Below are 13,623 nucleotides of genomic sequence, written 5' to 3'. Positions count from 1 at the left end.
CAGTCAGGAGGCAGGGATACCCCTGCCTTTTTTATTGTATAAATTTGTGAGGAGAGATTGTGGAACATAGCATATCAACCAGCCCAGTATTAAAACTTGCAATTTAATCCCAAATAGGTTTTACTTATTTGTGTTAAAGGATATGTTGATTAATATTACGTGTAAAAATGCACATTGCGTGAGAGGAAGTGTTCATAAGTGAGTGCCCCACTCCATTTAAAACTTGATCCTGAAAGAATCAAGGAAATGCCTATGGTTGATCTTGCTTTTGCTATTTTAAAGACCGTTAATACGCCGTACTATTATCTTGACCTAATGACAGAGGTAGCCAAACAGCGAGGTCTTAACGAGAAAGAAATGAATGATCTGATTGCACAGTTATATACCGAGATTAATATCGACGGACGGTTCGCTTGTGTAGGAACGAATCTGTGGGGATTGAAACGGTGGTATCCTGTGGATCGTTCGGAAGATCCAATCTCTAATGCTAAGCGTCCAAGAATTATTAACGATGACGATGATGATCTAGAAGACGACGACTTCGCTGATGAAGAAGAAACATATGCTGGCGATGAAGCAGAAGACTTCGACAGAATTGATGAAGATCATGACGACGTTTATAGTGATGATGATTCTGAGGAAGAAACGGAAGAAGAAGTTGTTCTAGAAGACGACGATTTGGATGACGCTGATGATTCCTCAGATGATGTTGACTCAGAAGAATTTGATGACTCCGAAGATAGTAAATAACGAATACATTTGGCGACCCATTTGTGTTAATATCTGGAGTCGGATAATAATGTGTTCCTTACTTGACACAGCTCATGCCACAGAGTAAACTATTGCATGGGCTTATGATTGAACTGAAATAATTTTGAATTGATAAAAAGTGCCCCCGTACTACGGGTGTCACTTTTTTGTTTTTTTTTATAGGGTTAACAACAGAAACTATGCCTTTTGGAAAAGAATCGCATATTGTTATTTACCATCAAGAGTAAAAGAGTAAGGAAATACTTATAGGTTACGATAATACCATATGTCGCCTGCATTTCTGAACTTTATAATAGGAGGTTTTTTTACAGTGACAAAGTATATTTTTGTGACGGGCGGAGTTGTGTCTTCTTTAGGAAAAGGAATTACCGCCGCATCACTTGGCAGGTTGCTCAAAAACAGAGGGTTAAAAGTAACAATTCAGAAGTTCGATCCATATTTGAACATGGATCCAGGAACCATGAGTCCGTATCAGCACGGTGAAGTATTTGTAACGGATGATGGAGCTGAGACTGATTTGGACCTTGGCCACTACGAAAGATTTATTGATATTAACTTATCCAAGAACAGCAATGTAACGACTGGGAAGATTTATTCCTCCGTTATCAGCAAAGAACGACGTGGTGAGTACTTGGGGGGAACTGTTCAGGTTATCCCGCATATTACGAATGAAATTAAAGAACGCGTATACCGCGCTGGCCGTGAAGCTGGATCAGATGTTGTTATTACTGAGATCGGCGGAACAGTAGGGGATATAGAAAGTCTTCCATTCCTTGAGGCAATTCGCCAAATCAAGAGTGATATCGGACGTGAAAACGTTATGTACATTCATGTTACTCTTATTCCATATATTAAAGCAGCTGGTGAAGTGAAGACGAAGCCGACTCAACATAGTGTGAAGGAATTGCGCAGTATCGGAATTCAACCTAACGTAATTGTATGTCGTACGGAACATGAACTTTCAGCAGATATGAAAGCGAAGATTGCGCTATTCTGTGATATTGACGAAAATGCAGTCGTTGAATGTCGTGACGCGGATACACTTTATGAAGTGCCGCTTAATTTGCGTGACGAAGGACTTGACGAGATCGTTGTCAACCATTTGAAACTGACTACTCCGTTGGCTGATATGACAGAGTGGGAAGGTCTAGTGAACCGAATTCAGAAGCTTGATAAAACAGTGGAAATTGCCATCGTTGGTAAATATGTTGAACTGCACGATGCTTATTTGAGCGTTGTTGAATCGTTATCTCATGCAGGCTTCGCTGCAAATGTTGAAGTTAAGATCCGTTGGGTCAACGCAGAAGAAATTACTGAGGATAACGTGAGGGACACGCTTCAAGGTATAAGCGGAGTTTTGGTACCAGGTGGCTTCGGTGATCGTGGTATTGAAGGTAAGATTACAGCTATTCGATATGTGCGTGAGAATAACATTCCGTTCTTTGGAATTTGTCTAGGTATGCAAGTGTCTGTTATTGAGTATGCTCGCTCCGTCCTAGGTCTTGAAGGTGCGAACAGTTCTGAGATTAATCCATCCACAGAATATCCTGTTATTGACCTATTGCCTGAACAAAAGGATATTGAAAATTTAGGCGGTACAATGCGTCTTGGACTATATCCATGTAAGCTTCAACCAGGATCATTAGCTATGAGTTGCTATGATGATGAATTAGTATATGAGAGACATCGTCATCGTTATGAATTCAATAATGAATATCGTGAAGCTATTGAAAAAGCAGGATTGATTATATCAGGAACATCTCCTGATGGACGTCTTGTAGAAATCACTGAGTTACCAGGACATCCATGGTTCTTGTCTGTACAATTCCATCCGGAGTTCACGTCCCGTCCGAATCGTCCACAGCCGTTATTCCGTGAGTTTGTTAAAGCATCTGTGAAATATCAAGGTTAATTTCTTTAAATTCAGAGGTCTCCTTAGGATAATGCTACAAGCTTGAGTTCAGTAAGAGAGCTTCTTGTAGCAAAATCACTAAGAGGCCTTTTTTGTAAATTTAAATGTTTTAGCAGGAATTTAGCACTTGGTTGAAGAATAACATTAAATGGTTTTCTTTCAGAAATGAGGGAGTGTGAAAGAAAGCAATTTGTGTTGATTTGCGGGAGGTTATTAACGGGTGGATAATAAGAAGTTATTGATCGTAGATGACCAAAACGGTATTCGTATTCTGTTGATGGAAGTCTTCAGTAGTGAGGGTTATGATACATTTCAGGCAGCAAATGGTAAGATTGCTTTAGAGATTGTTCAGCAGGAAACACCAGATTTAGTGTTGCTTGATATGAAGATCCCAGGTATGGATGGACTTGAAATACTGAAACGGATTAAAGAGATCAATGTCGACATTAAAGTTATTATGATGACCGCATATGGGGAATTAGACATGATCAAAGAGGCGACGGAGCTCGGGGCACTGATGCACTTCACCAAGCCGTTCGATATTGATGAGATGCGAGTTGCTGTTAACACGCAATTGAAGAATAACTTGGAAAAGTGTAATTAGTCATATTGAATCCAATTCTGCTTAGGAGCAGAATTTTTTTTGAAGTTTTATGACTTATTAATAGTGAAATCTTAAAAGCTTTCTAGGTGTCGTGTTAGGAATGTGCCATCTCGCACAGCGGGCGTTGAAACATATACTTATACTTTAAAAGCGACATTAATACTTGTTCGTGCCATTTTATGAATCAAAAATGCATGTTTAGTATTTTTGAAATGATGTGGTATACTATAGTTTGTATGAGATGTCGGCTAAATAATATAGACAATACCAACATTTATAGGAGGATTGGACCATGCCATTAGTATCTATGACAGACATGTTGAACAAAGCACTTAAAGGAAAATACGCAGTTGGTCAATACAACATCAATAACTTAGAGTGGACTCAAGCGATTCTTGGTGCAGCTGAGCAAGAAAAATCACCAGTAATCCTTGGAGTATCTGAGGGAGCAGCTCGTCACATGGGAGGTTTCTATACTGTTGTTAAAATGGTAGAAGGACTTTTGCATGACATGAAAATCACTGTTCCAGTTGCGATCCATCTTGATCACGGATCTAGCTTTGATAAATGTAAAGAAGCGATTGACGCTGGATTCTCTTCCGTTATGATCGATGGTTCACATCATCCAATTGATGAGAATATTGAAATGACTAAGAAAGTTGTTGAATATGCTCATGCTAAAGGCGTTTCCGTTGAAGCTGAAGTCGGAACTGTTGGCGGACAGGAAGATGACGTTATTGGTGGAATTATGTATGCTGACTTGGAAGAGTGTATCCGTATCGTTAAAGAAACAGGTATCGATACTCTAGCTCCTGCACTTGGTTCCGTTCATGGTCCTTACCTTGGTGAGCCTAACCTAGGATTCAAGGAAATGGAAGAAATTCGTGACGCTACGAATATCCCAATGGTTCTTCATGGTGGTACTGGTATCCCAACAAGTGATATTGATAAAGCAATCTCATTGGGTACTTCCAAAATCAATGTAAATACTGAGAATCAAATCGTATTTGCAAAAGTTGTTCGTGAAGTACTTGCTGCGAAACCAGATGCATATGATCCACGTACGTTCATCGTACCAGGTCGTGACGCAATCAAAGAAACAGTTATTGGTAAAATCCGTGAGTTCGGTTCTAACAACAAAGCGTAATAACGTCTATCGTGTACAATTGCACAGGAAAATGTATCTTAATTCTTTCATGAATCAGGACAGGTCCTTTGGGTTGTCCAGTTAAATAGTTTGATATGGAGAGCACACCGCTAAGCCGGTGTCTTTCCATTTTTATCATATAAAGCCAATAACGGTTATCGTTTGCCGGCTGCATAACACGTAGGGGGACCCTTAAGCTTATGGAAAAATTGATGATCACTGGCGGACGACCATTGCAGGGAACAGTATCTATCAGTGGCGCTAAGAACAGCGCTATTGCCTTGATTCCGGCTGCTATTCTGGCAGAATCAGAAGTGATTTTGGATAATCTGCCTATTTTGAGTGATGTAGCGGTGTATGCCGAAATACTGGAAGAGCTTGGTGCAAGTGTTACCTGGGAAGGCAGTCAAATGAAAATTAACCCTTCCTCAATCAAGTCAATTCCCATGCCGAATGGCCCTGTTAAGAAGCTTAGGGCTTCATATTATATGATGGGTGCTATGCTAGGTAGATTTAATGAAGCATTAATTGGCCTGCCGGGAGGCTGTAATTTTGAACCCCGTCCTATTGATCAACACATTAAAGGTTTTGAAGCGCTAGGCGCAACAGTAACAAACGAACATGGGTCTATTTATTTGTATGCTAAAGAACTGCGGGGAGCAAAGATCTATTTAGATGTTTCTAGTGTTGGTGCTACCATTAATATTATGCTAGCTGCCGCCCGTGCCAAAGGTTCTACTATCATTGAAAATGCGGCTAAAGAGCCTGAGATTATAGATGTTGCAACACTCCTCAATTCCATGGGAGCCGTTATTAAAGGTGCTGGTACAGAAACTATTCGTATCGAAGGCGTCTCAGAACTCCACGGCTGCCGCCATTCCATTATTCCCGACCGTATTCAAGCAGGTACTTATATGATAGCTGCCGCTGCTACACGCGGAGATGTTCTGATTGATAATGTTATCCCTAAACACATGGAGGCTATGACTGCCAAATTGTTAGAAATGGGTGTACACATCGAAGAATTAGATGAGAGCATTCGAGTTGTTGGGCAAAGGAATTATGAAGCTGTCGATGTAAAGGCTCTGGTCTATCCTGGATTTCCTACAGATTTACAATCGCCTATGACTAGTCTTCTTACGCAAGCTGAAGGCGTTAGTGTCCTAAGTGATTTTGTTTACAGTAGTCGATTTAAGCATGTCCCTGAACTGGTAAGGATGGGAGCTAAGATCCGAGTAGAAGGAAGATCTGCTATTATCGAAGGAAGTAAGTTGAATGCTGCCAAGGTTAAGGCAACAGACTTACGAGCTGGGGCAGCACTTGTTATTGCGGGGCTTACGGTGGACGAAGGAGTTACAGAAGTGAGTGGAGTGGAGTTTATTGACCGTGGTTACGACAACATTGTCGAGAATTTCCGCCGTTTAGGAGCAGAGTTATGGCGTGAGACAGAGTAAGCTACTGTATCGTCATGAGAGGATATGCAAATTTGCTACTCACATAGTTGGCATAATTTGCATATTTCCTTGTTAATTGGGTAATGCTATCTTAATAAAGTAATTTCATAGTTTTATAGATTGCTGAATAGGATATAAGGACTTATAAAATTGAATAGGTGGTTATTAAATGGATCTGCAAATTTCTGATTTAGAAGAAATGAAGCTGACGGATTTATACAAGCTGGCGAAACAATACCAGATTTCGTATTATGGGCAGCTTAAGAAAAGGGAATTGATCTTTGCTATTCTGCGGGCGCAAGCTGAGCAGAGTGGATTGATGTTTATGGAAGGCGTACTGGAGATACTTTCTGAAGGCTATGGCTTCCTTAGACCTATAAATTATTTACCGAGTACTCAGGATATTTATATCTCTGCATCACAAATTCGCAAATTTGATTTGAGAACAGGAGACTTGGTATCTGGTAAATGTAGAACTCCTAAAGAGAATGAACGTTACTTTGGATTGCTTCAGGTTAACGCAGTGAATGGAGAGAATCCACAAACAGCAGCAGAACGTTTACATTTCCCAGCACTAACTCCTCTTTACCCACAGAAAAAGCTTGTGCTTGAAACATCCCCAACGCATTTATCTACACGTATTATGGATTTGCTGGCACCCGTAGGTTTGGGACAACGTGGACTCATTGTAGCACCTCCAAAAGCAGGGAAAACGCTCCTCTTAAAAGAAATTGCCAACAGTATTTCAACTAACAATCCCGAAATTTCACTCTTTGTACTACTCATTGATGAACGTCCAGAAGAAGTTACAGACATGCAACGTTCTGTAAAAGGAGAAGTCATTGCGTCTACATTTGATGAATTGCCTGAGAATCATATTAAAGTGGCAGAGCTTGTGTTGGAACGTGCGTTACGGTTGGTTGAACATAAAAAGGACGTCGTGATCTTGATGGACAGTATTACTCGGTTAGCCCGTGCATACAACCTTGTTATTCCGCCTTCTGGTCGTACCCTTAGTGGGGGGATAGACCCAGCGGCATTTCATCGTCCCAAACGATTCTTCGGAGCAGCACGTAATGTGGAAGAAGGCGGAAGCTTAACGATCCTTGCAACAGCATTAGTGGATACAGGTTCTCGGATGGACGATATTATTTATGAAGAATTCAAAGGTACAGGGAATATGGAACTGCATCTTGATCGTAAGTTGGCAGAACGTCGTATTTTTCCAGCTATCGATATTCGTCGTTCAGGAACGCGGCGTGAGGAAGTTCTCTTAACTAAAGAAGAACTAGATACCATCTGGGCTATTCGCAAAAATATGAATGACTCCTTTGAATTCGTGGATGGATTCATTAAGAAATTGCGTGATTGTAAGACAAATGATGAATTTATTGCTTCCTTTGATGCTTCATCAGCAAAACCAAGTAATAATGGCAGTAGCAACAACAATAGTGGTAAGCCAAGTCCTGCCCGTAGAACTACTCGCCCTTCAACATCTTCTGTGTCATCATCTTAATTATTATTAATGAAAATGGTTAAATATAAAGTCCCATTGCGGCAAAATATAGATTATTTACAAAAAGGGGAACATCATGTATCTGGTATACGCGGATGAACAAGGAAATGTATTTGATCATCCTTCACTTTATGGGCTTGCTCGTAGTGGAGATATGATCGTTGAAATGATGGAAGATGAACTTATTCCATTACCTGAAGGTGCTACTTTAGTGGGGCTACCAAGTACTCGTGCTGTGGGAATGGACCCTGAAACGGGTGAAATGATGCCATTACCAAATGATGCGCAAGCTGTCGGTGCGCTTCTACCACAAGGATATACAAGATTATGCCTCCCAGGTTATGTGAAGACAGATAAAGAATATAAATTACCGCTATTCGGTTATTCAGCAGTTGTGTGGAAAGACGGGAAATTCTACGTTGCTGCACAATTAACGGATGACCCTGAGAAGTGGAATCCTTTGAATTGTGATACTGACGATTTAAATGAGGGTGTACAGCGTTTAACTGAGAAGTATCCAGATAATAGGTTATATACTCATCTATCCAATTGTGCTCTAGGATATGAGTGTCTTACGTCTTCTAACACATTCCTTAACCGGTGGGAAGGTGGCGTTCCAGTATCTCATTCTTGTAATGCAGGCTGTTTCGGTTGTATCTCTGAACAACCTGATGATAGTGGTTTCGTATCTCCACAGACTCGTATGGACTTCCGACCAAGAGTCGACGAATTAGTGGAAGTGATGTTAGAACACTTGAAGACACCGGAATCCATTATTAGTTTCGGACAAGGATGCGAGGGTGAACCTTCAACACAAGCGAAGATTATTATTGATGCTATCCGCGAAGTTAGATCGGTTACGGATATGGGTTATATTAATATTAATACGAATGCTGGATTGAATGATCATATTCGTGGAATTGTGGATGCGGGTCTAGATCTCATGCGTGTAAGTACGATTAGTGCGCTTGATGATCACTATAATGCATACTATAAACCTAGAGGATATAATCTAGCTAACGTAGAGAAGTCTTTACGATACGCTACCGATCAGGGTGTATACACGTCCATTAACTATCTTATATTTCCAGGTGTAACGGATCGTGAAGAGGAAATTGAGGCTATGGTTGAATTCTGTCGACGTACTGGATTGAAATTGATTCAAATGCGGAATCTTAATATTGACCCTGAGAGTTATTTGGGATTAATCCCGCCAGCTCAAGGTGAAATTTTAGGCATGAAACAGATGATTGATATTTTTAAAGCGGAGTTACCGGAAGTGGTAATAGGTTCCTTCACGCATGTTCCTCCAGTGGGAATGGCACGACCAAAGAAGAGTATTGCATTGTAAGAAACTGTACTTTGTAGTGACGGTATGGTTAAATAAAATATTGCACATGATAAGTGAACCTGTTACAATGCTATTATATGTCCACATAACTCTGTGTCCACATGAGACTCAGGGCGGAAAGAGGTGAAAGTCATGCAAGAATCAATCCAACCGAAATTTCATATTACTACGGCTACTTGTGCTTGTGGTAATACATTCGAGGCAGGTTCTGTTAAAGAAAACCTTCGCGTAGAAATTTGCTCCAACTGTCATCCGTTTTACACTGGGAAACAAAAATTCCTGGATGCTGGTGGCCGCGTTGATAAATTTAAGAAAAAATACGGCGTTTAATTTGGATCTTTGCTGCTTGTCAGCATGAGATGCCGAAACATACGAAATCCCCTACTCTTCAAAGAGTCAGGGGATTTTTTATGTTTATGTTGGAGAAATAAACGTTATTAACTTCTCCTAACAAGGAGTTATATCTATTAAATTAATTTCAATAGTTCGAACGATGTAACTTATTAGCGCATTGCTTATTTAGAATAAAATGAATTAAATAAAGTTCGGGTGATATTACATGGTTGATTTTTGTGCATCCATGGGATATAATTGTCCTCACCGTGCTAGACGGGGAGGTAGCGGTGCCCTGTAACTCGCAATCCGCTGTAGCGAGGTTGAATTCCTGTTAGAGGTTTTGTCGATGTAAGGTCTTGGTCCCTGTGTGCTATGTTGACGGTTGGGTCCTTCGCAATGAGTGCTTGTGAACCTGGTCAGGTCCGGAAGGAAGCAGCCATAAGCAAGTTACTCTTGTGCCGAGGGGAAGCCTAGCCCGAGTAGCTGCACAGGATTGCCGCTTGGATCGCAATTATCAATAACAGGTGCACGGTCTTGTTATTAATATGAGTATTTCTATTTGCATCTTTGCCTTTGAGCAAAGATGCTTTTGCTTTTTTTTGATATAATATGATCGTAACGATGAATTCAAGTTTTGCTGGACACCTGAATATAGTATAATGATGATGCGACTAAGCGTCATGAAGTGGAAGTTGAAAGAGGGTAACGCAAAGTGAAACATATAGCGCTGTACCGTGCTTGGCGGCCGCAGTCTTTTCAAGACATGGTGGGACAACAGCATATTATTCAAACGCTGCAGAACGCAATACGCGAACAGCGGGTTTCTCATGCCTACCTGTTCAGCGGCCCGCGTGGAACTGGGAAAACAAGCGCTGCAAAAATACTGGCGAAAGCCGTTAACTGTGAGCGGGGACCTGGACCAGAACCTTGCAATGAATGCGAATCTTGCCGGCGTATAACCGCTGGGGCAGTGATGGATGTGCAAGAAATTGATGCTGCATCTAACCGCGGTGTCGAAGAAATTAGAGATTTGCGCGAGAAAGTTAAATATGCGCCAACGGAAGTCAGACAGAAGGTTTATATCATTGATGAAGTGCATATGCTGACGACAGAAGCCTTTAATGCCTTATTGAAGACGCTAGAGGAGCCACCTTCTCATGTGATGTTTATTTTGGCGACGACGGAACCACATAAACTACCGGCCACCATTATTTCACGGTGCCAGCGTTTTGATTTTCGTAGAGTGTCTCTAGATGAACAAACAGAGCGTTTACGACGCATTTGCGAAGAAGAAGGCATTAAGGCTGAAGATGAGGCGCTTCAATATATTGCACGATTATCAGACGGTGGGATGCGTGATGCACTTAGCATTCTAGATCAAATCGCATCTTTTACAGAGGGTGTTGTTTCGTACCAACAGGTTCTAAATATGTCTGGTGGGATCGCCTCTGAGCAGTTTGGAAGGTTGGCACAAGGTTTACTTGATGGAGATGTAGGCCTGGTGCTACAAATGGTTGAGGATTTCATGCAGGAGGGAAAAAGTGCAGATAAGTGCATGGAGAACCTGCTGTATTATTTCCGAGATCTACTTATGATCAAAATGGTACCGCACGCGGACAAGCTGACGGACAGGGTGTTGAATCCGGAAGAATATAAAGAGATGGCAGAGACATTCACTCGTGAACAGTTGTTCCAAATGATTGATATTTTGAATCACTATCAAAGTGAGATGAAATATGCTTCACAGCCACAGACGTTATTTGAAGTAGCCTTGCTTAAATTAAGTAATTTACCAAATGGTACACAAGAGGTAGTTACGGTAGGGGGTTCAAGTGAAAGAAAAGCATCACCACCTGCTGATTCAGGAGATATAACTCTTTTGAAACAACAGATAGTAGCTCTTGAGAAAAAGCTTGAGAAATTCATGCAATCAGGTGCTCCTTCTGGAAATGGTAAGGATAGGAATGCAAGCTCACGGCCATCTGGAGGTGGGATGCCGGCTCCGCGGATGTCCTCGACGACTAAGATCCCTCCACATATGGATCAATACTTGATTCATAAGAATAGCGACGCGTTTGCAACGATTCAGAAGCAATGGGGTCCTGTTCTGCAAGGGGTTAAAGAAGAGAAGGTCACTGTTCATGCATGGTTTATGGATGGAGAGCCCGTATCTATACTTGAGGATTCTATATTAGTGGCTTTCAAGAATAATATTCATCGAGAGACCACGGAGAAACCGGCGAATAGACAGGTTATTGAGCATGTGATGGAATCTAAGCTGGGCAAACCGTATCATCTGGTCACCATTATGCAACGGGATTGGATGGCAGCGCTAGAGGGATCCACACAAAAGGCTAAAGAGGAACTAAAGTTAGAACATGAACACGAAGATGGTGAGGAGAAATCCCAACCATGGATTGACGAGGCTCTTCAATTATTTGGAGAAGATCTTGTGGTTATCAAAGAATAGCACAAAGATGTGCATAAAAGGAGAGTCTACTCATGAATAATATGAATCAAATGATGAAACAAGTGAAGAAAATGCAGGAACAAATGTTGAAGGCACAGGAAGGCCTTGCTACGAAGACTGTTGAAGGAAGTTCTGGCGGTGGCGTAGTTACAGCTGAAGTGAATGGACACAAGAAACTACTTTCTATTACGATTAAACCAGAAGCGGTAGATCCAGAAGACGTAGAAATGCTGCAGGACCTGGTGATGACAGCGGTGAATGATGCCCTGACTAAAGCGGATGAGCTTGCTAACGATGATATGGGTAAATTCACAGGCGGAATGAAAATACCTGGCCTGTTCTAATTTTTCAGCTGAAGGAGATTTTTAGATTTGTATTATCCCGAACCTATAGCAAGACTGATCGAATCCTTTACTCGATTGCCGGGTATTGGTCCCAAGACGGCTAGTCGTTTGGCATTTCATGTCATCACAATGAAAGAGGATGATGTCATTGATTTTGCGAAGGCGCTCGTTAGTGTTAAGAGAAATCTTCACTATTGTTCTGTCTGCTGCAATATAACGGATACTGATCCATGTCGCATATGTCAGGATAAGACGAGAGATACATCTGTCATCTGTGTTGTTCAAGATCACAAAGATGTAGTGGCCATGGAACGAACGAAAGAGTTTAATGGTTATTATCATGTACTTCAAGGCGCGATCTCTCCTATGGAGGGGATTGGCCCTGATGAGATTCGCTTAAAGGAACTGTTAAATAGACTTACTGATGAGCGAGTGAAGGAACTTATTCTAGCTACGAATGCTAATATCGAGGGAGAAGCGACAGCAATGTACGTTTCAAGATTGATTCGACCCTTTGATATTAGAGTAACTCGTATAGCTCATGGATTGCCTGTTGGAGGCGATTTGGAGTATGCGGATGAAGTTACACTGTCCAAGGCGCTAGAAGGACGAAGAGAGCTGCACTGATCTGATTCAAATAGAATTTAACGAAGAAGTCCCGAATGGGGCTTTTTTTTTGTTCTAAGTTTGTCCTTTTCTCGATATGTATAAAAGTGAGGATATATCAGTTGAAGGAGGACTACTTATGAAAAGAATAAAAAAATCATGGGGTGGCGTACTTAAGAATCATAACGAGAATGAGCATGATTCTGATTGGAGTGTCTATGCGGATATCCTTCAGGCACAGGCAAATTGGCAGGAGGCATATATGTATTTTGAAGAAGCTTTAGGGGATGATCAAGTGGACTATGCCATTTATATGCTGGAAGCAGCAGAGCGTAAATATCAGATGCATTTAAAACAGGCAAAGAAGTTAGGGATAAGTCGCAATCAACTTACAGAGAAAAGGGAAATTACAGGGTAGTTTAATGGACACCATTAGAAAGGAGAATAAATATAGATGAAATGGATCGTAACAGGGGTACTGGTTATATCCCTATTTTCTCTGCTGTTTATTGTATTTAAGAAAAGATTAGGCTTAGGTTGGCTGACTGTATTTGGTACACACTTGGTACTAGCAACCTTAGGAATCTATTTAGTTAACTTCTCTGGACTTATGACAACTGTGCATATTCCAATTAACCCAGCCACCATAGGAACTGTTATGGTTCTAGGACTTCCAGGGGTCGCTCTTCTGTATGGATTAAAATTTATTGTGATTGGGAGTTGACGTCGGCCGTTTAAATGTGTTACATTATATCTCGCCCCTTTGAAAAGGCAAACAAGCTTGCCGAAAGGCAAAATTGAGAAGAAATAAATTTCTTAAAAAAAGAGCTTGACGAAATGCCGGGTAGCATGATAAGATATAGAAGTTGTCGCCGAGAACAACTGGTAACAACAAAACGAAAAAATTGGTCTTTGAAAACTGAACAACGAGTGAGTAGATTTCACGAAAGTGAAATCAAAACAAATGAGAAATCATTTGATAGAGAAATTAATTTCTCGTCAGTTTGTTTTAAATGAGCATAATCGCTCTTTCTAAATTGATTCCAAATCACTGCAAAGCTGATTTGAAATCAATATAATTTGGAGAGTTTGATCCTGGCTCAGGACGAACG

Annotated in this window: 13 protein-coding genes and 1 other RNA gene; all 14 read left to right on the top strand. The window is 41.0% G+C overall.

All coding sequences use genetic code 11. The features are described from left to right. Positions 1 to 198: 198 nt before the first annotated feature. The 14 genes from rpoE (at position 199) to AC1D7X_RS24195 (ending at position 13,235) form a co-directional block, all read left to right on the top strand. On the top strand, positions 199 to 750 hold the full coding sequence (gene rpoE / locus AC1D7X_RS24260; RefSeq protein ID WP_495458656.1) for a DNA-directed RNA polymerase subunit delta: 552 nt from the start codon (positions 199 to 201) through the stop codon (positions 748 to 750). Between the two features lie 331 nt (positions 751 to 1,081). Next, positions 1,082 to 2,683, top strand: coding sequence for a CTP synthase (gene pyrG / locus AC1D7X_RS24255; RefSeq protein WP_495458657.1), 1,602 nt, complete (start codon positions 1,082 to 1,084; stop codon positions 2,681 to 2,683). Positions 2,684 to 2,903: 220 nt separating this feature from the next. Further along, positions 2,904 to 3,287, top strand: a complete 384-nt coding sequence (locus AC1D7X_RS24250; RefSeq protein ID WP_495458658.1) for a response regulator — start codon at positions 2,904 to 2,906, stop codon at positions 3,285 to 3,287. Between the two features lie 292 nt (positions 3,288 to 3,579). Beyond that, positions 3,580 to 4,434, top strand: a complete 855-nt coding sequence (fba, locus tag AC1D7X_RS24245; protein WP_495458659.1) for a class II fructose-1,6-bisphosphate aldolase — start codon at positions 3,580 to 3,582, stop codon at positions 4,432 to 4,434. A 200-nt stretch (positions 4,435 to 4,634) separates the two neighbouring features. Further along, positions 4,635 to 5,888, top strand: a complete 1,254-nt coding sequence (gene murA, locus AC1D7X_RS24240) for a UDP-N-acetylglucosamine 1-carboxyvinyltransferase (protein ID WP_495458660.1) — start codon at positions 4,635 to 4,637, stop codon at positions 5,886 to 5,888. A gap of 169 nt (positions 5,889 to 6,057) precedes the next feature. Next, positions 6,058 to 7,404, top strand: a complete 1,347-nt coding sequence (rho, locus tag AC1D7X_RS24235) for a transcription termination factor Rho (protein WP_495458661.1) — start codon at positions 6,058 to 6,060, stop codon at positions 7,402 to 7,404. Between the two features lie 76 nt (positions 7,405 to 7,480). Further along, positions 7,481 to 8,755 (top strand): radical SAM family protein, encoded by a 1,275-nt coding sequence (locus tag AC1D7X_RS24230; protein ID WP_495458662.1) that lies wholly within the window; start codon positions 7,481 to 7,483, stop codon positions 8,753 to 8,755. Between the two features lie 132 nt (positions 8,756 to 8,887). Next, positions 8,888 to 9,085 (top strand): 50S ribosomal protein L31, encoded by a 198-nt coding sequence (rpmE, locus tag AC1D7X_RS24225; RefSeq protein ID WP_495458663.1) that lies wholly within the window; start codon positions 8,888 to 8,890, stop codon positions 9,083 to 9,085. Positions 9,086 to 9,355: 270 nt separating this feature from the next. Then, positions 9,356 to 9,623: signal recognition particle sRNA large type (gene ffs, locus AC1D7X_RS24220), an RNA gene on the top strand. 180 nt (positions 9,624 to 9,803) lie between these two features. After that, positions 9,804 to 11,561: a DNA polymerase III subunit gamma/tau gene (gene dnaX / locus AC1D7X_RS24215; protein WP_495458664.1), complete on the top strand. Its 1,758-nt coding sequence runs from the start codon at positions 9,804 to 9,806 to the stop codon at positions 11,559 to 11,561. A 32-nt stretch (positions 11,562 to 11,593) separates the two neighbouring features. Further along, entirely contained in the window at positions 11,594 to 11,905 is a 312-nt protein-coding gene (locus AC1D7X_RS24210; protein ID WP_068646981.1) for a YbaB/EbfC family nucleoid-associated protein, read from the top strand. Between the two features lie 27 nt (positions 11,906 to 11,932). Beyond that, positions 11,933 to 12,532 carry a recombination mediator RecR gene (gene recR, locus AC1D7X_RS24205; RefSeq protein WP_495458665.1) on the top strand — a complete coding sequence of 200 codons (600 nt, stop codon included), beginning with the start codon at positions 11,933 to 11,935 and terminating at the stop codon, positions 12,530 to 12,532. A 118-nt stretch (positions 12,533 to 12,650) separates the two neighbouring features. Continuing rightward, positions 12,651 to 12,929 (top strand): DUF2508 family protein, encoded by a 279-nt coding sequence (locus tag AC1D7X_RS24200; protein WP_495458666.1) that lies wholly within the window; start codon positions 12,651 to 12,653, stop codon positions 12,927 to 12,929. Between the two features lie 36 nt (positions 12,930 to 12,965). Continuing rightward, positions 12,966 to 13,235 (top strand): pro-sigmaK processing inhibitor BofA family protein, encoded by a 270-nt coding sequence (locus AC1D7X_RS24195; RefSeq protein ID WP_495458667.1) that lies wholly within the window; start codon positions 12,966 to 12,968, stop codon positions 13,233 to 13,235. Positions 13,236 to 13,623 lie beyond the last annotated feature (388 nt).

The sequence above is a fragment of the Paenibacillus sp. Y568 genome, from assembly GCF_059445545.1.
The sequence above is the reverse complement of the archived record's forward strand: the minus strand, read 5'-3'. Positions and strand labels throughout refer to the sequence as shown.